The sequence below is a fragment of the Peribacillus sp. TE19612 genome (genome assembly GCF_056279465.1).
The window spans coordinates 307,083-328,741 of the sequence record NZ_JBWCCL010000002.1 but is presented as its reverse complement, the minus strand read 5'-3'; the positions used below and the strand labels follow the sequence as shown (position 1 = coordinate 328,741).

Genomic DNA, 21,659 nt, shown 5'->3' with positions numbered 1-21,659 from the left:
CTATATACTATGGGAGAGTCTTCCGAAAGGTTCCACTGCTTTTGTAATACTTGTAAATAATAGAACCATCCTCGTCCGTCCTGAACACCTTTATGCCATTCCCCTCCAAATTCCCAATTACGTCTCCATGAGGGTGCCCGTAGCGGTTATCTTTTCCAACTGAAATAAGCGCTGCTTTCGGCTGCAGCTGTTCAAGGAAGGGCGCGGAAGAAGAAGTTTTACTGCCATGGTGACCGACCTTCAAGATATCCGCCTGCAACTGCGGAAATGTTCTCAAAAGTTCCCTTTCCCCTTCTTCTCCCATATCGCCGGTCAATAACCATGACACTCCCCCAAGCTCCGTGAATAGAACGATGGATGAATCATTCTTATTTTCTTCTTGCTCAAATGGACTTAGCACAGCAAACCGCGCTCCGCCCGCCACCCATTGGTCCCCCCTTTTCAGGACGGTCATTTTCATTTTTTTCTCTCTCGCCACGGTTACAAAATCCATATCCCTGTATTGCTCTTCACTCCAGCCTCCAATGATGATCTCCGCAACTTTAAAATTATCTATTAGTTCTTTTGCACTTCCCATATGATCTGCATCCGGATGAGTTAAAATCAGTTTGTCCAATTGGTGAATTCCTTTACTTTTCAATAATGGAATAATGATATCATCCGCCGTGTTGAACTTCTTTCGCTTTATCGCCCACGTATCGATTGGAAATGTTATTTGCCCGCCCGTATCAATCAAATAATTACCGCGATTGAAAGGCAGGATAATTAAAATGGAGTCACCTTGTCCAACGTCGATGATTTGCACTTCACCAAAAGGCGAGAACCTTTGTAAGTTATATTGCAAAAGTAAAAGGACGATTATTATTCCGCACCAGATTTTACTTTTTTCAAAGGATACTTCCCATGTCAGGCATAACCCTATAAGGGAAACAACAAGTAGTAACATCATGAGGACATGTGGCTTTCCAAACGGAATCGAGGCGAGCGGCAATTCCGATGCTGCATCTGCGGCTTTATTGCAGAGTACGAAGGTGAAATTCAATAATGATATGAGAGGTTGACCAAAGGAAGGCAGTAATAAATGAATGAGGAGGGAAATCAATGAAAATGGCAGCAATATGATGGAATAAAGCGGAACATATAATACGTTCAGAAACACGCCAAGTATAGATACTTCAAAGAAGTGAAAAAGCAAAATTGGAAGGGCTGCCAGTTGGCAGATGGAACTGAGGATGAATAGCTGCATCGATTTCTTCGGGTATTGCAAGAAGATGTTTGAAGACATGATAATGGAGAATGTGATCGCGAATGAAAGCTGAAAACCTATATCATAGAGCATATTGGGACGAAAAAACAAAAGTGCCATATAAGTCGATCCGATTGCGGCACCCGCCGAAATCCGCTTCTTGAATAGGAGGAGTAGAAAGAAAAGCATAGCCATTGAACAGGATCTCACCACTGATGGACTGGCACCTGAAAGTAACATGTAAACCGGAAGGAAGAGTAAGATGGCCACCATCATTCTTTCCCGTGTAATCCCAACCCTGATGCCGATGTAAAATAACATCCCCGTTAAAAAACTGACATGAAGACCGGAAATCGCCAGTAAATGAACCAAACCCAACCGCTGATAATTAGTAAGGTCCCCTTCATCTATATATCTCTGGTCACCGAATATGAGCGCTGTGACAAAACCGCTCGATTCTTCAGGAAAGTGTTCTCTAATATATGCAATCCCCTTCAGGCGCAAATTACGAATCGAAACCAAAATCGAGTTTCCACCTTCTTTGCATTCTTGAAATGAAATGGAATCCGCTTTGAATATCCAATGGGTGCCTTGGCGGAAAAGATAACGCTGGTAATCGAAACTGTTTTCATTCCTGTTTTTCTCGGGAATTTGCAATGTCCCTTCAGCCGGACATGATAAACCGATTCGCAGAAACTGACTCAGCTTTTCCTGTTCCAATTCGGTCGTGATTTTATAACGAAGCACTAGCCGTTCGCCTTTCTCACTGCCAATGAATCCTTTTAATGAATTTCCATCTATATTCGGTTGGTCGGTAAATGTGATGATAAATTGGCTTTCCGTTCCATGATAGGCAGTTTTGTTTCGGTGATCGGAGAAGGAGGCGGCCCCTAAAAATATCCCCATGATCACCAAATGAAAACTTAGGGCCTTCACACTTAAGCCCACCGAAAAATAAAGGAAACAGAGAAAAATAAGGATAATGATCAGCAGCCTTACATGTAAAAGAGAATGGGCCGTAACACCAAATGTGGCTGAAACGGCCAGTAAGATAAGATGTCTGGCCATGCCTGCCCCCCGTTCTATTTAATTTTCGAATATCTGATTGGCCTGCTTTTCCAGTTCCAATAAATCTTCTTTTCCCAGACCGTTTCGTTCAAGTTGAGCTAGCAATGAGAATACAAAGTCCTTTTTTTGTTTTCCATTAACATCGATGGCCCCTTTTGCTTCAACCTTCTCGGTCTTGACACCCGCCTGTTTGAATAATTCGAGGGCATATGGATGATTTTTGTAATCCTCGGCATAATAAACAGCCTTTATGCCAGCTTGAATGAGTGATTTACAGCACTGAAGACACGGAAAATGCGTCACATATATTTCCGCCTCATCAGTCGGCACCCCAAATTTCGCACATTGTAAAAGTGCATTCATTTCTGCATGTATCGTTCTGACACAATGATTATCAATTACATAACAGCCGTCATCAATACAATGCGTCCCTCCCGCAATGGACCCATTATATCCCCCGGCAATGATTCGATTGTCCCTGACGATGGTCGCCCCTACAGTGAGGCGTGTACATGTACTTCTTAAAGCTAATAAATGGCTTTGTGCCATGAAATATTGATCCCAACTAATTCTGTTCATGTTGTATCCCCTTACCACTAGAATGATTTTCTTCAATTTTACCCTCTTCCTGTCCATTTGTGTAGCATATTCAATCATTCATTTAACAGAAATGGAATCCCGCAACCTTTCAAACGTTTTATCGCCGATTCCCGTAACCTGCTTCAATTCATCGATCTCCTTGAATTTCCCTACCGTCTCCCTGTATTCCAGGATCGCATTCGCTTTGGATGGTCCAATTCCCGTCAAGGTTTGCAAATCTTCCTGTGTAGCAGCATTCAAGTTCACCAGTCCTCCTGACGTACCCTTAGTGACGGCATCACCAGACGTCCCGGCTTGTATATTCTCCAAGTTCCCTTTGTCTTCTTCACCTATTTCCGGAACATAAATGACCATTTGATCTTCGATGATTTGGGCAAAATTAATTTTATCCGTGTCGGCCTTTTCCGTAAAACTGCCCGCAGACGAAATCAAATCAATCACCCGGTCACCTGCCTGTGCTGTAAATATGCCCGGGGACTTGACCGCTCCTTTAACGTCCACTTTAATGATCTCAGGTTCGGCAGCCGATTCATTTACACTTTGTTCCATTTCAGCTTCTTTTGCAGTAACGGAAAATATATCTTCCGTATCAGCCGGACCCTCCCCTTGTTGAGAAAAAAAGTAAATGCCCCCTGCCACAAATGCCACGGCAACGGTAATCATCGTCATTTTCCTTTTTAAAATCCCTTCCATTTCTTTACCTCCTTATTGGATTTCGCACGATACATTGTCATAGGACAGATTAAAAATACATAGTGTTTTTAGGAGAATCAATCGCTTTAAGTGAGAGGAGTTGATCGGAATTGAAGAAAATCGGTGTTATCGGAACCGGAAATATGGGTACCATTTTAATCGAGGCATGGCTGGAGGCAAAAATATTGAATCCGGCAGATCTAATCATTACAAATCGCACACTTTCCAAAGCATTGGTGCTGAAAGAGAAACACCCGGGTATCAAGGTTGCGGAAAGCGCAGCCGAAATCGTCGAACAAGCGGACTTTATCTTTCTCTGTGTAAAACCATTGCAAATTAACAGCCTATTACAAGGCATCAAACAGCATATAAAAAGGGATCAGCTGGTTATTTCCATCACAAGCCCGCTTTCCGTCTCCCAGCTCGAATCGGCAGTGAATGCACCCTGTGCCCGTTTTATCCCGAGCATAACGAACCGTGTGGGTTCAGGCGTATCGTTACTGAGTTTCAGCGAGAGCTGCAGTAAGGAGAAAGTGTCAGCTTTATTCGATTTGGCCTCCGCCATATCGGCACCGGTCATCATTGAGAATGATATCACCCGGGTAGCTTCCGATATTGTCAGCTGCGGACCTGCCTTCTTCAGCTATTTAGCTCAAGCTTTCATTGACGCGGCTTGCCAAACGACGAAGATAGATAAAGAAACGGCTACGACTTTGACTGAGAATATGCTGGTTGGCTTAGGGGAATTGCTCGGTAAAGGGGTTTATACATTGCCGACCTTACAGGAAAAGGTTTGTGTAAAAGGTGGAATAACAGGTGAGGGGATCAAGGTTTTAGAAGCTGAAACCGGGGAAATGTTCCACCATCTTTTTCAAGCGACACATGAAAAGTTTGCAGAGGATCTTCACGAAGTTGAAAAACAGTTCGGCCATCCTTATTAATATTCGTAATCAAGATCTCAATTCCTTCTAAAAGTAAAAAAAAGAAGAGGTCAGACCTCCACTCGTACTTGTACGAACGGGGATCTTGACCTCTTTATCATTTACTGGCTACAAACAAGATTCTTTCGGTTTCCGTTACGAGCGGTGCTTCTTCTAGATCCGCCAGAATTTCAGAAACCGTGAAACCTGCTTGCTCCAACCACTTTTTATATTGTTCAACCGGATAGGTCCGTTGATAATGCAACTCATCAAAACGGTCATAAAGACCGCTTTCATCATCCCTTACGAAAAAACTTAAATCATGTTCCACGCTGTAAGGTTCTTCACCCGGGAAGCAATCCCATATATAGGATACTTCTTCACCATTGACAGCAAACGTATGATCACGAAAGATTTCTTCCATTTTATAAAGGGAATGGATATCAAACATGAATAATCCGCCATCCTTCAAATGCTCATGAACCCGGCTGAACGTCTTGACTATATCCTCTTCGTCGCGAAGGTAGTTCAGCGAATCACAAAAAATCGTGACACAATCAAATTGGCCAAGTCCTTCGAGTTCTGCCATATTCTGCTGGAAAAGCGGAATCGATAAACCAAGCTTAACCGCTTTTTCATTAGCAACAAGAAGCATTTCATCAGATAAATCCACGCCGGTGACTTCGAATCCGTGCTGCGCCAATTCTACTGTCATTTCCCCGGTTCCACACGCTAAATCCAGAACTTTCCTTCCACCAATTCCATACTGTTCCAGCTTCGCCGTAAGGATCATCAGCCATTTTTCATAAGGTGCGTCCTTCATCAATTCATCGTATACATAGGCAAAGCGTTCGTAAGTCATGAAGTCAGTTCACTCTCTAGATCTTCAAAAGGTGCATCTCCCCATAGACGTTCAAGGTTATAGTAGTTTCTTTCATCTTTATGGAAAATGTGGGCCACTACATCGCCAAGATCCACAAGCACCCATTTCGCTTCGTCAAAACCTTCAAGACGTTTTACATTGATTCCTGATTCATCAGCTTTGCTCTTCATTTCACGAGCTATTGCTTGTACTTGTTTTTCAGAATTACCGTGGCAGATCAAAAAGTAATCCGCTACCAGGGAAATACCTTGCATGTTCAATGCCACGATATCCTCCGCTCTTTTATCATCCGCCGCTTTTGCTGCAATTACAAGAAGTTCACGTTCAGTCATTACATCTTCTCCTTCAAATTCATGATCAAATCATTATATGTCTTAAATGTGTCAGGGTAAATTGCCTGATTTCTTTTCATTAAAAAAACAACTGTATTCCTTAAAGCCTGGATGACAGCATGATCCAAATTTTGCTTTGCTGTCTGCCTGACTTCGTCGACACCGGGGAAAGAACGTCCCGGCTCGATATAATCAGCAAGGTATACGACTTTATCCAAAAGGCTCATGCCAACCCTGCCAGACGTGTGATAGGCAATCGCATCCAAGATTTCAGCGTCCTGAATGCCTGCTTCCTTATTCACCAGATAAGCCCCGACAGGAGCGTGCCACAGCTCCATATTGTATTCAAGTAACGCCGGGTCCATTTTTTCAGCGATGATTATTTGCTCCATCTCTTCTTTAGGACGAAATTTTGCATAATCATGGAAAATGGCTGCAAGTTCCGCTTTTTTGACGTCGGCACCATACCGTTCAGCAAGTTCAATTGCTGACTCGACCACACCCAAGGTATGAATGTACCTGCGCTCGGTGATTTGTTCTTTGACCAGCGCCAATGCTTTCTCACGATTCATATAAACCATTCCCTTTAATATACTTCACCACTGGATCTGCTATTAAATATTTCACGGTTTTCCCTGTTCTTAACTTCCTTCGTATCATGGAAGACGAAATGAACATCTGCGGGACTTTCACCATCGTGATCGGGTATACGGTATTCTCATTATATCCAGGGCGCTTCACCCCGACGAAGTTGACCATATGCACCAGCTCGTCGATACGATGCCAATTCGGTAAGTACTCAATCATATCTGCGCCAATTATGAAATAGAACTCATTGGCTGGCTCAAGTTCTTTAAGCAATTTTATCGTGTCATACGTATAAGATGTGCCTTTTCTTTCTATTTCAATACCCTCAATATAAAAAGATGGGTTTCCGGCTATCGCGTTTTCCAACATGGCCAGCCTGTCCATATCGGTTACTTCCTCCGATTTTTCCTTATGTGGAGGAACGTGATTTGGCATGAACCTGATTTCATCTAGCTCAAGGGCATCCAGCACTTCGTTGGCTATAATTAAATGCCCGATATGCGGAGGATTGAATGTACCGCCAAGAATTCCAATTTTTTTCATAGATAGGTTCCTTAAGGTAATTTAAGTTGTTTGTTTTCTTTTGATTCTTTATATAGCACAATTGTGTTGCCGATAATCTGAACCAATTCCGCCCGTGCACCTTTTGATAAAGTAAGCCCCACATCATTGCGGTCCTCTTCACAGTTTTGCAGGATGCTGACCTTGATTAATTCACGTACTTCAAGCGCCTCACCAATTTGCTTGATGAGATTATCATTGACTCCGCCTTTACCAACTTGAAAAATTGGATTGAGGTGATGGGCCTTTGATCGTAAAAATCTTTTTTGTTTTCCTGTTAACATGTGTTACCTCCTAGTTTGTTCAAGACAATATCTGTCATTCTTGCTGTATCCGGCATAATGCCTGTCCATATCTCAAATGCAAGCGCAGCCTGGTTGATGAACATTCCCAGACCATTTTGCGTTTCCGCCCCTTTTTCCCCAGCTTCACGCAGCAGCTTGGTTTGCAGAGGGTTATAGATGATATCACTGACAATTGCACCGGTTTTAAGCTGGTCGACCTTTAACGGCGAATGATCCAGTTCAGGACTCATTCCAGAAGAAGTCGTTTGGATGATTAAATCATATTGTGATAAGCTTTCTTCCGCTTCGATAATCGAGAGTGCCTTCGATACTTTATCATAAGGGCAATCAGAAACAAGCTGGGCCGCTCTTTCCTTTGTCCGGTTTGCAATATCAACTTGCTTTACCCCTTCTTTCACGAGGGTAAAATAAATCGCACGCGCAGCACCGCCCGCTCCGATCACTAACGTTTTTTTAGCCTTGATGTCACCTGATATTTCATCGCATAAAGATTTAAAAAATCCTTTTCCGTCTGTATTATACCCTATAAACCGACCATTTTTGTTAACAACCGTATTTACAGCCCCGATTGCCAGGGCCAGTTCATCCACTTTATCAAGGAAAGGGATGATTGAAGTCTTATGAGGGATCGTGATGTTAAACCCTTCTATACCAAGGGCTTTCATGCCTTTCACGGCATCGTTCAAACCTTCTTTCGTCACATGAAAATGGTGATAAACCGCTTCTATATTTTCTTTTTCAAATGCATCATTATGAATGTCCGGTGACATCGAATGTGCAATTGGATCTCCCATTACCCCATATATCTTTTTCATAGACTAGACGACCCCTATATTTAGATTAATGATTTGCGAACGATCACATTGACGCCCTTTGGAACATGTGCAACGATTTTCGCCCCTGGCTCATTGACCGTCACCCAGCCAAGACCAGAAAACACAATATCCATTTTACCATCTTTCAAGGAAAATTCATGTGGAATCAGCTTCGGAAACTCCTCGATTTGTTCCGGCCGTGGGGGAGTCAGTAATTCCCCGGCATGGTTTTTATACAATTCATCGGCATTTTCCAGTTTCGTACGGTGAATATTCAATTCGTTCGAAAGGTAGCAAGTCAATGAACGCCTTCCGCCTGAGACATAGTCCAACCTGGCCAACCCTCCGAAAAATAACGTCTGCCCTTCATTCAGTTGGTACACTCTCGGCTTGATTTCCTTTTTCGGCATAATCACCTTGAAGTCCCGTTTGTCCACATAGTGAGCCATTTGATGATGATTAATGATTCCAGGTGTATCGATCAATGCCTGTTCATCATCCAAAGGAATTTCAATCATATCCAAGGTAGTCCCAGGGAAGTGGGAAGTCGTGATGATATCACTTTCACCGCTCACTTCTTTTATAAGACGGTTGATGAAAGTCGATTTTCCTACATTCGTACAGCCCACGACATAGACATCTTTTCCTCTGCGATACCGCTCGATCGCATCCGCCGCTTCAAGTATGTGCTTTCCCTTTTCCGCACTGACAAGCAGGACATCGATCGGGTTAAGACCCAATTCCTTGGACGATTGCTTCATCCAATTGATCAACTTGTTCGGTTTTACCGATTTAGGCAATAAATCGACCTTATTTCCGATCAGAAGAACATCATTTCTTCCTACAAATCGATGAAGGCCAGGCAGCCAGCTTCCATTGAAATCAAAAATATCGACGATTTTGACGATTAAAGAGTCGGTTTCGCCTACTTTATTCAAGATTTTCAAGAAGTCATCGTCTGTTAAGGATACATCCTGAACTTCGTTATAATGTTTCAATTTAAAGCAGCGCTGACAAACGATGCTCTCTTTTTCCAGAGCCGATTTAGGGGCAAAGCCCAACTCCTTCGGATCTTCAGTCTGGACCTTCACACCGCAGCCGATGCACACTAATTCTTGATGATTGTTCAATTGTGATCCTCCCATTCTATCATTCCTTTTCGTTTAAAAAACGCCATGATCTTTCTTTCAAAGTAACGATTGATCCTTGTTCTGAATTCGTCGGTCTGTGCGACAGGGACCACTAAGATCGTATGAAACCCGCCTCTGTTCCCTCCCAATACATCCGTCAATAACTGATCGCCGATTACCACCGTTTCTTCTAATTTCAACCCCATTGTCTTACGGGCTTTATGGAAAGCCCTTGCCATCGGTTTTCTGGCCTGGAAGATAAACGGAATGTGAAGCGGATCGGAAAAAGCCCGAACCCGATTTTCATTATTATTGGACACAATCGTCACTAAAATCCCATGATTCCGCATATTGTCGAACCATTTGATTAAATCGGGGGTGGCAGTGGGCCTGTCCCATTCAACGAGTGTATTATCCAAATCGGTAATGACGCCCTTAATCCCTCTTTTTTTCAATTCTTGAGGATCTATATTAAAAATGCTTTTAACATGTTCACTCGGCAAAAATAATTTAAGCATATTGGCACCTCTATATTTTCATTAAAATTTACCGTTTCCATCATATCGAATTTTCAGCCCACTTTCAAAAAAAAATAGGAAAGAATGGCTGACGGTAAAGAAACATCATAATGTATGTTTTCTGATATGGAAAGGCATTTTTCATTAAATAATGGGAAATTTGCAGGCAGACCAGAACCAAAGAACTAATTATTCATAAAAGATTTCGACAAAAATTTCATTTATTCAACCTGTGGATAACTTTACTAACATTTCCCATACTGATGGGCACCATTTCGTTCACCTTGTAAACAACTTAACCACAGGTTATCCACTTTTTACTGTGGATAACAGAACGATTGTTCTCCACGTTTATTTCTGATACAGTAGGGGTACATCAAGGAAGACTTATCAATATATGCAAGTAAACACCAAATTATTCCCCGCAATCCCTACAGGAGGTGAGCAGCCCATAAGTGGCGTTCTGATGCAAAAACTATCTGATGACCTGTTGCTTGAATCCTATTTTAAAGCACAGAATTTAAAGTTGAGTACCGATTTCATCCGCCTCATAGAAACGGAAATTCATCGAAGGTCCCTAACACATAAAATCCGAGCCATATTTTAATATGTAATACATAGGCTGACATTAAATGTCAGCCTCTTATTTTCATTTGAAGTTAGACGGCTCTCATGAATCCGATTGTTTCACCTACACGGACATCTGCGGGAATGGATATGTTTCCTTCAAGTTCAAAACTTCCTTTTTCAAAAAGAAGCACAACTGTGGACCCAAAACTGAAATAAGAAAATTCCTGTCCTTTTTCCAATTCATCCGAATCATCAGTAATGACGATCGAATTTATGAACATGGCCCCGACTTTCACCATTGCCAGATTTCCCGCCTCATTTTGAAGTTCAGTTATTGTCCGGTAATTTTTTGATAAAGGCTCTTTTCCATATTTCATCCCCCATTTATTAACGGGGTATGATTTCCTTCCAAGCGTCCATCGTTTGACCACGGAACCCTTGATTGGCGCATGGATCCTATGGTAATGACTCGGGCTTAAGTATAACACGAGATATTTGCCGCCTAAGTACTTTTCCAATAAAAGCTCATCCCCGAGCATTTCCTCCATTGAATATACCTTTCCCTTAACGACGATCTTTTTATCAGCGTGTATCTCCCCTGAGTCCTCAAGTACACCGTCCACGGGACAAGCTACCGCAGACGGAACTGCCGTAATTGGCCTCGCGTCAGCCTTTAACTGCCTTGTAAATAACTCGTGTAAATTGGTATATGCTTTTAACTCCTTACCAAATTCCTGTTGATTAAGGTTGAATGTTTTTACATAAAGTAAAATTAAGGGCCTGCTCCAACGAGATTGGCTAAAGTGTTTTAATAAACCTGATGAATACTGACCATTCGTAAGTTCAATAAGAACGCGATACAAAGACTGAAACAAAATATAACCACTCCAAATTGTAAAATTGTAAAATTATTCTAAAATTACCTTGCATAAATTGTATTAAATAAAATATTATTATATAATAAATACTTATGTTTACTATATTTTGTTTTAATTTGTTTCATTTGAAAGGAGTGAAAAGATGTTTTTATTACACGCCCTAGATCAAACCATTAAAAAAGTGAAAGCACAAACAGCAAATATACTTACCTTAATTAATTTATCCCTTGGTGGATTTGCGATAATTGCCGTGATGAACGGCCAATTGAATTTAAGCTTGCTTTTAATCTTCCTGGCTGCCCTTGCAGATCGCTTTGACGGTATGGTTGCACGGAAATTCAACATTGAATCGGAATTGGGTAAGCAACTTGATTCCATGTGTGACATCATATCCTTTGGCGTCGCACCGGCTCTATTATTATACCAAGGAATATTGATAGAATTCGGAGCACCTGGCACACTCTTCACGGTTTTCTATATTGGCTGTGGCGCGTTTCGTCTCGCCCGCTTCAATATAAGTGAAAGCAATGGATATTTTACAGGAGTGCCCATTACGGTTGCGGGCTGCATCGCTACTTTAAGTTATCTAGCCATCCCGTATTTCCATCCGGTCTTTTTCTTATCCCTCATGATTATATTATCATTACTTATGGTCAGTCCATTTAAACTGAAGAAAGTTTAATAAGAAAGCGGATGTCCTAAACCGGACATCCGCTTTTTTGTTCCTATTCCAGCCTAAACCCATCTTATGCTTTTCGGACTAATGGGTCGGTCAAACGCATGAATTCTTCTACATCCTCCATACAGGCATTGACCGCTTCTTCCCAAAAATCCCGGTTTTTTAAATCGACGCCTAAATGTTTCTCCGCCAAATCCTCGACCTTCATGGAACCGGTATCCTTTAATAGAGCGATATATTTTTCTTCGAAACCTGCAGGTTCTTTCAGGGCATTCGCGTATATGCCTAATGAGAATAAGTAACCGAATGTGTACGGAAAATTATAAAATGGTACACCTGTAATATAAAAATGGAGCTTTGAAGCCCAGAACGTTGGATTATAATCACTTAAAGCATCGCCATAAGCTTCTTTTTGTGCATCGACCATCAGTTCATTCAACCGTTCGGCACTGACATATCCTTGCTTCCTCTCGTCATAAAACCTAGTTTCGAATAAGTAGCGGGCATGGATATTCATCAATAATGCCACGGAACGCTGAATTTTATCTTCTAAAAGCACCAGCTTTTCTTCCTCACTGGCTGCTTCCTTAACAGCTGCATCCGCTACGACCATTTCAGCAAAAGTCGAGGCGGTTTCCGCCACATTCATTGCATATGACCGATTCAATGGATGGATATCCCTCATCGCATAAGAATGGAATGCATGACCCAATTCATGAGCCAATGTAGATACATTGGACGGTGTGCCCGAATACGTCATGAAAATTCTTGACTGCTTATTTAATGGAAAGCCGGTGCAAAAACCGCCTGGTCTCTTACCTGGTCTGTCCTCAGCTTCAATCCAGCTGTCTTCAAAAGCTTTTTGGGTGAAGTTCGCTAATTGAGAGCCGAACTTAGCGAATTGCTGGATGATGAAGTCTGCACCTTCTTGATAATCCATTACTTTGGATTCTGCCGTAACAGCGAGCGGTGCATCCAAATCCGCCCAACTTAATTTATCCAAATCCAGTAACTCCGCTTTCCTTTTTAAAAACCTCACAAGCGGCTCTTTATGATCGGCAATTACATTCCACATGCTTTCGAGGGTTTCTTTTTTCATCCTTCCTATTTCAAGAGGCTCTTTCAAAATATCATCCCAGCCCCTTTTTTCATTCACACTGAGACGGAAGCCAGCCAAGTGGTTCAAAGTCCGGGCAAACAGGTCACTTTTTTCCTCCCAAGCCTGTTCCCACGCAGTAAATAATTCTTTCCGGGCCCTTTCATCAGGATCAGAAAATTTATTCGCCGCTTGGCCTACAGAAAGCTTTTCACCCTTATAAGGGATGGTCATTGAACCGACGATGGTATCATACATTTGGCTCCAACCTTCGAAACCGTCCATGGCCAATTGGGTGATTAATGCTTCTTCCTTCACGGAAAGCTTTTCCTTTGCCTTTTCCCGACGTTCATTCAATACGAATTTCAATTCATTCAATGGTTCTTTTTCGAGGATTTTTTCAAAAAATGCATCATCATGCTGTATCAACTTTTCATCCAGCTTGCTTAACACCATTTTTAGTGAAGCGACTATCTTCATTTGTTTGATCCGCAGCTGACCAGCCTTTTTATCCTGCGAATTTTGAGCTTCCAGGCATCCAATGAAAGCACTTGCCTGCGAAGATTTCATATTTGTATTTTTATAAAGATCAAATGCCTGGATTAAACTGCTTTCATCATTTCCTTCTGCATTGATATTGCTTACAAGTCGGTCTAATTCTTTTACCTCTTCGTTGATTTCATCTAAAAAAGTCAGGAACTCATTTGAAGAGCTTCCTCCTTTAAAAAAGATATCCAAATCCCATGTCATAGAATATCCCATCCCGCATTGCCCCCCTTTTTATCACTAACCCCATTATAGAGGTTCATTCAATATTTTTCTAACTAAAAGGAATTTTCAGTATTTTTCAGAACATTTTTCTATATCCCAGATTAAAAGCATGTTATGATGAATATATTCTTGGGAAAGGGGTGGTTGATTCATATGAAATTCTTTATTCACATGTCTGCCATCATCCTGCTCCTTTGGACACTGCCCGTACAGTTCCACCATCATGCACAGCAGCTAACCATTGAAGAACATACCGATGTTCACCATTGGGATAAGGCCGACAAGAAACAGCCTTTCGTGCCGTCCTTTAGTTCATGGCAGTCACTTATCGTAATACTCATTTTCGAATTTTCCATTTTGGGCTTTCTTTATTTTCACTCGAATCTTCGACGACGATATCTCAGTCCCGTTTTTTATCAGGCGAATTACGTAGCCTCACGCTCTGACATTTTATAAAAAATAAAATGGAGGAGTGATTCATATGTGGTTTCGACTAATTATGATAGGGGTCTTTTCTTTAACCGCTTCACGTCTGTTCCTTTTTCAGGGAATCGAGATTTATCATGCATTTACAGATTTGATCAGAAATAAATATTAAAAAAAGAGTGCGGGGAATTTCCCCGCACTCTCTTTGTTTACCATTCCTATCCTTTAGCTTTCTTTTCCTTCTCTTTTTCTGCCCTGTAAAATTCATGGAACATCTTCATCAAAGCACGTTTTTCGATCCTTGATACATAACTGCGGGAAATGCCAAGCTCTTTAGCGATTTCCCTCTGGGTTTTCTCCTTTTTCAAATCCAGTCCAAACCTGCCTACAATGACTTCCTTTTCGCGTTCATCCAAAATATCAATATACTTTTTCACCTTTTCAATTTCCATATTGAGCTGAATCGTATCGATGACATCTTCCGATTCCGATTTCAGCACATCGATTAAACTGATTTCATTACCTTCTTTATCCTGACCGATCGGATCATGCAGGGAAATATCTTTCTTCGTTTTCTTTGTCGCACGTAAATGCATCAAGATCTCATTCTCAATGCATCGCGCCGCATATGTGGCAAGCTTCGTACCCTTACCATCCGAATAACTCTCAATGGCCTTTATCAAACCAATAGTCCCAATCGAAATCAAATCCTCTGTATCCTCGCCCGTATTCTCGAATTTCTTGACGATATGGGCAACAAGCCTGAGATTATGTTCGATCAGGATGTTGCGGGCATCACCGTCCCCTTCACTCATAAGCTTCAGATATCTCTTTTCATCCTGAGATGACAAGGGCTGGGGAAAAGCATTGTTTTTCACATAGGAAACAAATAAGTAAAATTCTTTGATAATATAACCGACAACTGTAAGTATTCCGGGCATTGGCTTCATCCCCCGTTTCTTTGGTTCCCCTATTCATACCTATGCAACGGTGGGCTTGTTCGTGTCTGTCCCACCAAAAGAAATAACGAAAGTGTTAAATGTTCAAACCAGCCTGGATGAATTCACAAACGAACAAAGGCAAATGTTCATATAATGATAGGGAATTTTTTAGGGAAAGGGGGTTTTTTCGATGGGATATAACTACGGACCATACGGATGCAGCTATGGTTATCCGGCTCCTGCGCCTTGTTATGCAGGGGCCGGTTACGGCTTTGGTTATGGCCTGTTTATTGTCCTCCTGATTTTATTGCTCATTTTCGGGTTTTGGTAGTTGCCGGGATGTGGATTTGGTTATGGAGGATCAGGTCCGTGCTGCTGATTCAGGCAAAGAAAAACTCGGCCCGAGGGCCGAGTTTTCCCATTTTACCTATTTATATCTAACGTTGCCGTTTCGAGTTGATCAGCGTCAGGACCATCTTGATCAACATCTCTTCAATACATACAAACCATGACAATGCTGCCCATGCACCGGCAAATCCGTTAGCCGGTATCCTTCTCCTGCCAATAGCAACGCTTCTCTCCTTTTACGTAAAACAAGTTCAACATATTAACCTCCACCTTTCTTTAATTTTTTTATGAACGGAATACCTACCTCATATGTTTTTAGAAAAAAGGACGATGCTTCATCGCTTTATCTAGATGTTCTTCTCGAATCTTGTGGATTCTCTCCTGTTGCAAACATTCCTCGGCAGTCATTTTTTTCATTTTAATCGTGATTGTGAAAAAAAGCATATTCAGTGTCATAATATCACCTCCTTTAAGGGAGCGGCCCAACAAAAAGGCATAAAAAGGCCGCAGAAAGTTACGTCCTCCTGCGGGCTTTTTTAGAGAATATAAAAAGACCGCAGGATAAAACACTTCTCCCTGCGGCCGCTATGTCTGAATGATTAATAAAGCCAAATTGCTTTAGAAATATTCCGCTTGGCACAGGTCGAATGTTATGTGATTGTCATTTGAAACGGACCGGCTGATTGCGACGACTCCATGTAGATACAATGTCATTTTCTTCGACCTCCTTTGGAATATTTTTTATTACTTGGTAAGTATATCCACAAATTCGATATTTGTAAACGGCTTTTGCCTATTTATTTGAAAATTTCAATCTTTCTACCCATTTTCATGAGCTATTATTACCTAAAGGAGGTAATTTGTATGTTAAATCTGCCCCTTAATGGGATACAACACTAGAAAAATAAAAAAACCTGATTCTTTAAAAGAATCAGGACAGACTGTAGACAAACTCGAGTTTGTCTACAGATTTAATAAGGGTTTGTAAAATCTCGAACGTCGATTTCCTCTTCAGGCACTCGCTTTCCGCGGGCGGTCCGGGAGCCTCCTCGGCGCTTTTGCGCCTGCGGGGTCTCCCCTCGACGCGCTTTTCCCGCAGGAGTCTCGCACCTTCCGTTCCAATCGACTTTGTTTTGTAATTTAGATAAAACCCCTTTGTCTAAACTAAGGTTTGCTTCTATTGTTGTAAAGTGTCCTGGTCATCCATTTCGGCCAAGATCTTCTTATATTTTTTTGATAATGAGAAAAATATTATGGATATGCCCAGGAACATGATTGTCGCTCCCATATAGACATATGTGTCAGTCATCGCTTTGTCGCCAGTGGGAAGGATGGTTCCTATATAGAAGAACGAACCCACACATAACAAAGTGATCGCAAATTGTTTAAAATCGACCATTTTCGAACGCAGCATTGCCGCCGTTTGTTTTTTGCGGTTTTTCATGCCATTCCACCTTCTTTCAAGCTAATAAGATATCGATATCTCATTCTACCATATTTATTCCAAATGACAGGGTGTAAATAATGGCAGTCAGCTATGAAGCGGTCCCTAAACGATTATCCTTGCAGCGCTTGTTCCAAGTCTTCCAATAAGTCTTCAACATCTTCCAGACCTACTGAAATACGAATCAACCCATCCGTTATCCCAAGTTCTGCACGACGCTCAGCCGGAATGGAAGCGTGTGTCATCAAAGCCGGAATGGAAATCAAGCTCTCCACTGCCCCCAGACTTTCCGCAAGTGTAAAGTATCTCACTTTGTTCAAAACGGACTCGGCCTTTTCCGCACTCCCGACATCAAATGAAACCATACCGCCGAATCCACGCGATTGTTTTTTGGCAATATCATGATTTGGGTGGTTTTCAAGACCTGGGTAATAGATTTTCGAAACGCCTTCATGCCCGGATAGGAAACGAACGATTTGAGATGTATTTTTTTCATGTTCTTCCATCCTGATTCCCAGCGTTTTAATGCCTCGCATCAGCAACCATGAATCCTGGGGCCCTAGCACGCCTCCTGTGGAGTTTTGGATGAAATGAAGGTCATTGCCAATCTTTTCATCATTCACCACGACAAGACCCGCTACAACATCGCTGTGTCCCCCCAGATACTTCGTTGCGCTATGAAGCACGATATCGGCACCAAGTGAAAGCGGATTTTGCCAGTATGGCGTACTGAAGGTATTATCCACAATGGTGAGGATGCCGTTTTCTTTAGCTATTTTTGATACTTCTTCCAAATCGGTGATTTTCAATAATGGATTCGTCGGAGTTTCAATGAACAGTGCTTTCGTATTGTCCTTTATCTCTTTTTCGATCGAGTGTATGTCACTCGTATTGATGAAAGTAGCTTCCACCCCGAAGCGGTTAAGCACTTTAGTGATGACCCGGAAAGAACCTCCATAAACATCATCTGTCATCAATACATGATCACCATGACTGAACAGCATCATAACCGCAGTCATCGCTGCCATTCCTGATCCGAAGGCGAAACCTCTTTTTCCTTCCTCGAGATCCTTGATCAATTCTTCAAGGGCATGGCGGGTCGGGTTGCCTGTACGGGAATATTCATAGCCGCGATGATTTCCCGGACCATCCTGTTTATAGGTGCTCACTTGATAAATCGGCACCGAAACCGCCCCTGTTTGTTCATCACCAAAAATGCCGCCATGGATCAATTGTGTTTTTTTTCTCATTTTACATTCCTCCCTGATAAATTTTTTTACTTAAGTAACGTTCACTTGAATCCGGAAATATGACGATGATATTCGCCCCCGGGGAAGCCTTGGCCGCTTCTTTCATGGCCGCTGCAAATGCCGCACCTGAAGAACTGCCGACAAGAAGGCCTTCTTTAATCGCCAATTCTTTTACCATATCGAAAGCGTCACGATCGCTTATCGTATGGATTTGGTCAAAATACGTTTCATCCATATAGGCCGGTAAAAATTCCATTCCGATCCCCTCAGTTTTATGGGGTCCGGCTTTTCCGCCGTTTAAAATCGATCCTTCTGGTTCGACAATGACCGTTTTGACAGCAGCGTTCTTTTCTTTCAAATATCGCGATGTTCCCATGAATGTCCCGCCCGTTCCGGCTCCGGCAACAAACACATCCACATCGCCTTCCATCTGTTCCCATATTTCAGGTCCCAGCGTTTTATAATAGGCATCAGGATTGGATGGGTTGGCGAACTGCTGGGGACAATATGATCCCGGTATTTCAGCCAGCAGCGCCTTAGCCTTGGCGATTGCTCCTGTCATCCCTTCCTCTGTCGGGGTTTGGATCACATTCGCTCCAAGGGCACGCATCAATTCCTGTTTCTCGGTACTGAATTTCTCCGGAACGCAAAATATCACGTCCACTCCACTGTTTATCGCAGCCAACGCCAAGCCAATCCCGGTATTCCCGGCAGTCGGTTCGATGATCGTCCCGCCCTTTTTCACCTTCCCTGTCTGCAGCGCTTTGGCTAACAGTTCTTGACCAAGCCGATCCTTCACACTGCCTCCCGGATTGAAGTATTCCAGTTTGGCAAAGATACGGACTTCATCCGGAAGCGGGAAATGGGTGATTTCCATCATCGGCGTTTCCCCTATCAACTCATGAATGTTTTTAAAGACTTTCATATTCGGACATCCTTTCATAGTTATCCTACCAATTTAATAAGGATTATGCAATAAAGAATGATCAGCAGAAAAGCTTCCGCTGATCACTTACCATTCATTTCATTTTTTCAACCATTTTCAAAATCAGTGCCGCTGAATGAAGAGCCGCAGTTTCCAGGAATTTATCAAAGGAAATATTGGACTCCTTACCTGCGATATCCGAAAGGGAACGAATGATGACAAACGGTGTTTTGAATTGGAAGGCCACCTGTGCAATGGCTGCCGCTTCCATTTCCACCGCGTATAAATCAGAGAATTTCCCTCTGACGAATTCAACCCTGTCAGGATCATTCATGAAAGAATCCCCTGTCACGATCAACCCTTTCGCCACTTGTATATCCTCGATTTCTTTTGCTGCTTCTTCTGCGATTGCAAAAAGCTTTTCATCCGGTGTGAAAGCTGCAGGCAGCTGAGGGACTTGACCGTATTCATATCCAAAAATCGTCACATCGACATCATGGTGCCGCACTTCCGAGGATATGACCACATCCCCTACATTCAATTCTGGATGATAACCGCCGGCAGAGCCAGTATTGATGACCGCATCCGGTTGGAATTTTTCTAACAGGATTGCAGTGGACATTGCCGCATTCACTTTACCGATACCCGATTTAAGTAAAATGACCTCGATACCATTCAGTGTGCCTGTATTGAACTCGGAACCGGCAATGGTCACCTGCTCCAACCCTTCCAATTTATCACGTAAAATCGTAACTTCTTCTTCCATTGCTCCGATTATGGCTACCTTCATTAGTAAAAACCTCTTCCTATAATTTTTCCGCCTCCATGATCCAGACGAATTGATTGCAGCGCTCGAAGTTCACTTTATATCCATTTGCTTCAAGCACTTTTTCCAAAAAAGGAATCGTAGTATAATATTCCGTTTGCAAATCGTTCGCCAAATTATGAAAGCCTGCCTGCCTTGCATCTTGAATCGCTCGTTCATGCGCTTCCTTTGATTGATACATTGTATCAGCAAACACTATTTTACCACCAGTATTCAGTAACTTTCCATAGTGGGTTATCGCTTTTTCTTTTTCTTCATCGGTTAAATGATGAAACGCGTACGTACTCACGATCGAATCAACCTGTTCCGGCTTCGGAAAATCGATAAAATCACCATCTACAATTTCCGTTTTTCCGCTCAGCTTGCTTACCGCTATTTCCCTCATCGCAGGTGAAGGTTCTATTCCCGATACCTTTAGGCCCTTCTTCAAAAGTCTTTCCGTCAAATTCCCGGTACCCACTCCGAACTCCAGCACATGACCAAAAGCCCGATCTGTGACGCTGTCCAATATGCCATCATAATGTTTAAAAACCTCTTGATACTCAATATCGTGTCCACCAACCGTATCATCATACGATTTCGACCATTCTTCAAATAAATCGATAAATTCTCTGCCCATTTTTAATCACCTTTTATAATAAGATAATAAAACCTATAAGCATAATATGAAATAAACAGAGAAACAGTTCTTGTTTTTAGGCAAATTCATTAGGTTCAGATTCGGACAAAATGGTGGTAAACTAACAGTATCTGAATGTTGGAGGGGAACAGTCATGAGTTTTCAACTCGACTTAAACTTATTCGAAGATAAAATAGAATTTTTCGAGGCAGAAAGCATCAAGAATCTTGAAGAAAAAATCCAATCACAAATTGAAATCAATAAAGCGATCATGCTTCAGGTGGAATCCGTGTCACACCAAATGTATGTAAGTGATGAAGGCAGACGTTTTTATAGTGCAGTCGTCCACTTTAAAGCTAAAAAATGATCATCATGAAAAACCCCCGAAAAGAGGAATTCCTTTCGGGGGTTTTTCGTTTATACATTTTTGACCATTACCTTTTATCGTTTGTCTTCAGCTCTTCGACTTTTACAGGTTTCCAACCTGATCCGTCCACCCATTCAATATAAACCCGGAAGGTTTTAGGGTTGTCTCCTTCAGAAACCGTACCGATTGCCGTGGTCGGCGAACCGCCGTTTTGCAGCCACCATAGCTTCATGCTGCCTTCATCGATTCCAGCTCCGCTTGCAATCGCTTTACTCATTTCATTCCAATCGACCGAGCCCTTTTCGAAGCTGGTAGTGTGCTCCCCGGATTGCTCCGTCCCTACTGGTTTCCAGCTCTCACTTGTATATGTAGACGCAACATTGCCATCGCCGCTGCCTTCCACTTCCACAAGTTCGGCATCTCCCGCTTTTTCTGGATCTGCATCTTCTTCAGCCTTCTCTTCTGCATCTTCCTCTGTTGCTTTACTATCTTCTTTTTCGGCATCTTCTTCTGTTGCTTCACTATCACCTACTGCGTCTTCCTTCTCTGAATCCGTTTCTTCCTCTTTGCCAGAAGGTTTGTCCACTACTTTCCCTTTTTCTGTCTCGGCGACTTGCTTTGGTTCAGTCGTGGCTTTTTTTGAATCGGTGCCATCATCACTTAAGAAAATCGAGACTGCGACAATGACGATTAAAATGGAAACGATGGTGATTGCAATATTATATATTTTATTTACTTTTCTTTTTTGATCTCTCTGATTGAAACGTGAGCCCAAGGTCCATTCCTCCCCTTACCATTTCTTACTGCCTCATTTTAACATGATTTAGCCAGAGATAGAAGGGAAGGGTTTCCTACACTTT

Annotated in this window: 27 protein-coding genes; 6 read left to right on the top strand and 21 right to left on the bottom strand. The window is 42.2% G+C overall.

Translation table 11 applies throughout. The annotated features are described in order from the left end of the window. Positions 1-7: 7 nt before the first annotated feature. The 3 genes from ACZ9AO_RS04880 to ACZ9AO_RS04870 all read right to left on the bottom strand — a co-directional run bounded on the left by ACZ9AO_RS04880 (position 8) and on the right by ACZ9AO_RS04870 (position 3,607). Positions 8-2,314 (bottom strand): DNA internalization-related competence protein ComEC/Rec2, encoded by a 2,307-nt coding sequence (locus ACZ9AO_RS04880; protein WP_476108587.1) that lies wholly within the window; start codon positions 2,312-2,314, stop codon positions 8-10. An 18-nt stretch (positions 2,315-2,332) separates the two neighbouring features. Further along, a complete protein-coding gene (locus ACZ9AO_RS04875; RefSeq protein WP_251539648.1) occupies positions 2,333-2,893 on the bottom strand; it encodes a ComE operon protein 2 in 561 nt (186 codons plus the stop codon). A 78-nt stretch (positions 2,894-2,971) separates the two neighbouring features. Next, positions 2,972-3,607, bottom strand: a complete 636-nt coding sequence (locus ACZ9AO_RS04870) for a helix-hairpin-helix domain-containing protein (RefSeq protein WP_476108586.1) — start codon at positions 3,605-3,607, stop codon at positions 2,972-2,974. A 110-nt stretch (positions 3,608-3,717) separates the two neighbouring features. Between ACZ9AO_RS04870 and comER the strand changes: the two genes are divergently transcribed. Continuing rightward, complete coding sequence (comER, locus tag ACZ9AO_RS04865; protein ID WP_222619912.1) at positions 3,718-4,548, top strand: late competence protein ComER; 831 nt, start codon at positions 3,718-3,720, stop codon at positions 4,546-4,548. Between the two features lie 97 nt (positions 4,549-4,645). Here the strand turns inward: comER and ACZ9AO_RS04860 are convergent, their stop codons facing one another. From ACZ9AO_RS04860 to ACZ9AO_RS04825, 8 genes are read right to left on the bottom strand one after another with little or no spacing between them, the layout of a single operon-like run. Further along, positions 4,646-5,389 (bottom strand): class I SAM-dependent DNA methyltransferase, encoded by a 744-nt coding sequence (locus ACZ9AO_RS04860; protein ID WP_034308566.1) that lies wholly within the window; start codon positions 5,387-5,389, stop codon positions 4,646-4,648. Then, entirely contained in the window at positions 5,386-5,742 is a 357-nt protein-coding gene (rsfS, locus tag ACZ9AO_RS04855) for a ribosome silencing factor (RefSeq protein ID WP_034308569.1), read from the bottom strand. Before rsfS ends, ACZ9AO_RS04860 begins: the two co-directional genes overlap by 4 nt. Beyond that, positions 5,742-6,314 carry a bis(5'-nucleosyl)-tetraphosphatase (symmetrical) YqeK gene (yqeK, locus tag ACZ9AO_RS04850; RefSeq protein WP_054400178.1) on the bottom strand — a complete coding sequence of 191 codons (573 nt, stop codon included), beginning with the start codon at positions 6,312-6,314 and terminating at the stop codon, positions 5,742-5,744. Before yqeK ends, rsfS begins: the two co-directional genes overlap by 1 nt. Beyond that, positions 6,304-6,873, bottom strand: a complete 570-nt coding sequence (locus ACZ9AO_RS04845) for a nicotinate-nucleotide adenylyltransferase (protein WP_048682820.1) — start codon at positions 6,871-6,873, stop codon at positions 6,304-6,306. Before ACZ9AO_RS04845 ends, yqeK begins: the two co-directional genes overlap by 11 nt. A gap of 11 nt (positions 6,874-6,884) precedes the next feature. After that, entirely contained in the window at positions 6,885-7,175 is a 291-nt protein-coding gene (gene yhbY / locus ACZ9AO_RS04840) for a ribosome assembly RNA-binding protein YhbY (RefSeq protein ID WP_034308574.1), read from the bottom strand. Further along, positions 7,169-8,011, bottom strand: a complete 843-nt coding sequence (aroE, locus tag ACZ9AO_RS04835; RefSeq protein ID WP_476108585.1) for a shikimate dehydrogenase — start codon at positions 8,009-8,011, stop codon at positions 7,169-7,171. Before aroE ends, yhbY begins: the two co-directional genes overlap by 7 nt. A gap of 20 nt (positions 8,012-8,031) precedes the next feature. Beyond that, positions 8,032-9,141 carry a ribosome biogenesis GTPase YqeH gene (gene yqeH, locus ACZ9AO_RS04830; RefSeq protein ID WP_222619913.1) on the bottom strand — a complete coding sequence of 370 codons (1,110 nt, stop codon included), beginning with the start codon at positions 9,139-9,141 and terminating at the stop codon, positions 8,032-8,034. Then, positions 9,138-9,659, bottom strand: coding sequence for a YqeG family HAD IIIA-type phosphatase (locus ACZ9AO_RS04825; protein WP_249594856.1), 522 nt, complete (start codon positions 9,657-9,659; stop codon positions 9,138-9,140). Before ACZ9AO_RS04825 ends, yqeH begins: the two co-directional genes overlap by 4 nt. Before the next feature lie 466 nt (positions 9,660-10,125). Between ACZ9AO_RS04825 and ACZ9AO_RS04820 the strand changes: the two genes are divergently transcribed. After that, positions 10,126-10,266: a sporulation histidine kinase inhibitor Sda gene (locus ACZ9AO_RS04820; RefSeq protein WP_285856448.1), complete on the top strand. Its 141-nt coding sequence runs from the start codon at positions 10,126-10,128 to the stop codon at positions 10,264-10,266. 52 nt (positions 10,267-10,318) lie between these two features. Here the strand turns inward: ACZ9AO_RS04820 and ACZ9AO_RS04815 are convergent, their stop codons facing one another. Then, complete coding sequence (locus ACZ9AO_RS04815; protein WP_063594199.1) at positions 10,319-11,104, bottom strand: phosphatidylserine decarboxylase; 786 nt, start codon at positions 11,102-11,104, stop codon at positions 10,319-10,321. A 145-nt stretch (positions 11,105-11,249) separates the two neighbouring features. Here ACZ9AO_RS04815 and pssA point away from each other — a divergent pair, with 145 nt between their 5' ends. After that, positions 11,250-11,789 (top strand): CDP-diacylglycerol--serine O-phosphatidyltransferase, encoded by a 540-nt coding sequence (gene pssA / locus ACZ9AO_RS04810; protein WP_048682807.1) that lies wholly within the window; start codon positions 11,250-11,252, stop codon positions 11,787-11,789. A 64-nt stretch (positions 11,790-11,853) separates the two neighbouring features. Here pssA and ACZ9AO_RS04805 read toward each other — a convergent pair whose 3' ends face one another. Next, positions 11,854-13,644, bottom strand: a complete 1,791-nt coding sequence (locus tag ACZ9AO_RS04805; protein WP_476108584.1) for a M3 family oligoendopeptidase — start codon at positions 13,642-13,644, stop codon at positions 11,854-11,856. A gap of 653 nt (positions 13,645-14,297) precedes the next feature. After that, positions 14,298-15,020, bottom strand: coding sequence for an RNA polymerase sporulation sigma factor SigK (gene sigK / locus ACZ9AO_RS04800; protein ID WP_048682796.1), 723 nt, complete (start codon positions 15,018-15,020; stop codon positions 14,298-14,300). A 190-nt stretch (positions 15,021-15,210) separates the two neighbouring features. Between sigK and ACZ9AO_RS04795 the strand changes: the two genes are divergently transcribed. Together ACZ9AO_RS04795 and ACZ9AO_RS04790 are read left to right on the top strand one after the other, a co-directional pair. After that, a complete protein-coding gene (locus ACZ9AO_RS04795; protein WP_476108583.1) occupies positions 15,211-15,351 on the top strand; it encodes a YjcZ family sporulation protein in 141 nt (46 codons plus the stop codon). 22 nt (positions 15,352-15,373) lie between these two features. Next, a complete protein-coding gene (locus ACZ9AO_RS04790; protein WP_476108582.1) occupies positions 15,374-15,532 on the top strand; it encodes a hypothetical protein in 159 nt (52 codons plus the stop codon). Positions 15,533-15,683: 151 nt separating this feature from the next. Here the strand turns inward: ACZ9AO_RS04790 and ACZ9AO_RS04785 are convergent, their stop codons facing one another. From ACZ9AO_RS04785 to ACZ9AO_RS04760, 6 genes are all read right to left on the bottom strand, one after another. After that, on the bottom strand, positions 15,684-15,824 hold the full coding sequence (locus tag ACZ9AO_RS04785; protein WP_072273247.1) for a YrzI family small protein: 141 nt from the start codon (positions 15,822-15,824) through the stop codon (positions 15,684-15,686). 721 nt (positions 15,825-16,545) lie between these two features. Then, positions 16,546-16,812 carry a YrhC family protein gene (locus ACZ9AO_RS04780; RefSeq protein ID WP_251539652.1) on the bottom strand — a complete coding sequence of 89 codons (267 nt, stop codon included), beginning with the start codon at positions 16,810-16,812 and terminating at the stop codon, positions 16,546-16,548. Positions 16,813-16,925: 113 nt separating this feature from the next. Continuing rightward, entirely contained in the window at positions 16,926-18,062 is a 1,137-nt protein-coding gene (locus ACZ9AO_RS04775) for a bifunctional cystathionine gamma-lyase/homocysteine desulfhydrase (protein ID WP_034308604.1), read from the bottom strand. A 1-nt stretch (position 18,063) separates the two neighbouring features. Further along, a complete protein-coding gene (locus tag ACZ9AO_RS04770) occupies positions 18,064-18,987 on the bottom strand; it encodes a PLP-dependent cysteine synthase family protein (RefSeq protein ID WP_251539653.1) in 924 nt (307 codons plus the stop codon). 94 nt (positions 18,988-19,081) lie between these two features. Further along, positions 19,082-19,777, bottom strand: coding sequence for a 5'-methylthioadenosine/S-adenosylhomocysteine nucleosidase (mtnN, locus tag ACZ9AO_RS04765; protein WP_476108581.1), 696 nt, complete (start codon positions 19,775-19,777; stop codon positions 19,082-19,084). Positions 19,778-19,793: 16 nt separating this feature from the next. Beyond that, positions 19,794-20,432 carry a class I SAM-dependent DNA methyltransferase gene (locus tag ACZ9AO_RS04760; RefSeq protein WP_476108580.1) on the bottom strand — a complete coding sequence of 213 codons (639 nt, stop codon included), beginning with the start codon at positions 20,430-20,432 and terminating at the stop codon, positions 19,794-19,796. Positions 20,433-20,586: 154 nt separating this feature from the next. Between ACZ9AO_RS04760 and ACZ9AO_RS04755 the strand changes: the two genes are divergently transcribed. Then, complete coding sequence (locus ACZ9AO_RS04755; RefSeq protein WP_289350454.1) at positions 20,587-20,799, top strand: DUF2536 family protein; 213 nt, start codon at positions 20,587-20,589, stop codon at positions 20,797-20,799. Positions 20,800-20,866: 67 nt separating this feature from the next. Here ACZ9AO_RS04755 and ACZ9AO_RS04750 read toward each other — a convergent pair whose 3' ends face one another. Then, the gene (locus tag ACZ9AO_RS04750) at positions 20,867-21,574 is read right to left on the bottom strand and encodes a YrrS family protein (RefSeq protein ID WP_476108579.1); all 708 of its coding nucleotides are present in this window, start codon (positions 21,572-21,574) and stop codon (positions 20,867-20,869) included. Positions 21,575-21,659: the final 85 nt, after the last annotated feature.

Coding starts and splice junctions, on each gene's coding strand:
- ACZ9AO_RS04880 (WP_476108587.1), bottom strand. CDS start 2,314: ATGGCCAGACATCTTATCTTACTGGCCGTTTCAGCCACATTTGGTGTT.
- ACZ9AO_RS04875 (WP_251539648.1), bottom strand. CDS start 2,893: ATGAACAGAATTAGTTGGGATCAATATTTCATGGCACAAAGCCATTTA.
- ACZ9AO_RS04870 (WP_476108586.1), bottom strand. CDS start 3,607: ATGGAAGGGATTTTAAAAAGGAAAATGACGATGATTACCGTTGCCGTG.
- ACZ9AO_RS04860 (WP_034308566.1), bottom strand. CDS start 5,389: ATGACTTACGAACGCTTTGCCTATGTATACGATGAATTGATGAAGGAC.
- rsfS (WP_034308569.1), bottom strand. CDS start 5,742: ATGACTGAACGTGAACTTCTTGTAATTGCAGCAAAAGCGGCGGATGAT.
- yqeK (WP_054400178.1), bottom strand. CDS start 6,314: ATGAATCGTGAGAAAGCATTGGCGCTGGTCAAAGAACAAATCACCGAG.
- ACZ9AO_RS04845 (WP_048682820.1), bottom strand. CDS start 6,873: ATGAAAAAAATTGGAATTCTTGGCGGTACATTCAATCCTCCGCATATC.
- yhbY (WP_034308574.1), bottom strand. CDS start 7,175: ATGTTAACAGGAAAACAAAAAAGATTTTTACGATCAAAGGCCCATCAC.
- aroE (WP_476108585.1), bottom strand. CDS start 8,011: ATGAAAAAGATATATGGGGTAATGGGAGATCCAATTGCACATTCGATG.
- ACZ9AO_RS04825 (WP_249594856.1), bottom strand. CDS start 9,659: ATGCTTAAATTATTTTTGCCGAGTGAACATGTTAAAAGCATTTTTAAT.
- ACZ9AO_RS04820 (WP_285856448.1), top strand. CDS start 10,126: ATGCAAAAACTATCTGATGACCTGTTGCTTGAATCCTATTTTAAAGCA.
- pssA (WP_048682807.1), top strand. CDS start 11,250: ATGTTTTTATTACACGCCCTAGATCAAACCATTAAAAAAGTGAAAGCA.
- ACZ9AO_RS04805 (WP_476108584.1), bottom strand. CDS start 13,644: ATGGGATATTCTATGACATGGGATTTGGATATCTTTTTTAAAGGAGGA.
- sigK (WP_048682796.1), bottom strand. CDS start 15,020: ATGCCCGGAATACTTACAGTTGTCGGTTATATTATCAAAGAATTTTAC.
- ACZ9AO_RS04795 (WP_476108583.1), top strand. CDS start 15,211: ATGGGATATAACTACGGACCATACGGATGCAGCTATGGTTATCCGGCT.
- ACZ9AO_RS04790 (WP_476108582.1), top strand. CDS start 15,374: ATGGAGGATCAGGTCCGTGCTGCTGATTCAGGCAAAGAAAAACTCGGC.
- ACZ9AO_RS04785 (WP_072273247.1), bottom strand. CDS start 15,824: ATGACACTGAATATGCTTTTTTTCACAATCACGATTAAAATGAAAAAA.
- ACZ9AO_RS04780 (WP_251539652.1), bottom strand. CDS start 16,812: ATGAAAAACCGCAAAAAACAAACGGCGGCAATGCTGCGTTCGAAAATG.
- ACZ9AO_RS04775 (WP_034308604.1), bottom strand. CDS start 18,062: ATGAGAAAAAAAACACAATTGATCCATGGCGGCATTTTTGGTGATGAA.
- ACZ9AO_RS04770 (WP_251539653.1), bottom strand. CDS start 18,987: ATGAAAGTCTTTAAAAACATTCATGAGTTGATAGGGGAAACGCCGATG.
- mtnN (WP_476108581.1), bottom strand. CDS start 19,777: ATGAAGGTAGCCATAATCGGAGCAATGGAAGAAGAAGTTACGATTTTA.
- ACZ9AO_RS04760 (WP_476108580.1), bottom strand. CDS start 20,432: ATGGGCAGAGAATTTATCGATTTATTTGAAGAATGGTCGAAATCGTAT.
- ACZ9AO_RS04755 (WP_289350454.1), top strand. CDS start 20,587: ATGAGTTTTCAACTCGACTTAAACTTATTCGAAGATAAAATAGAATTT.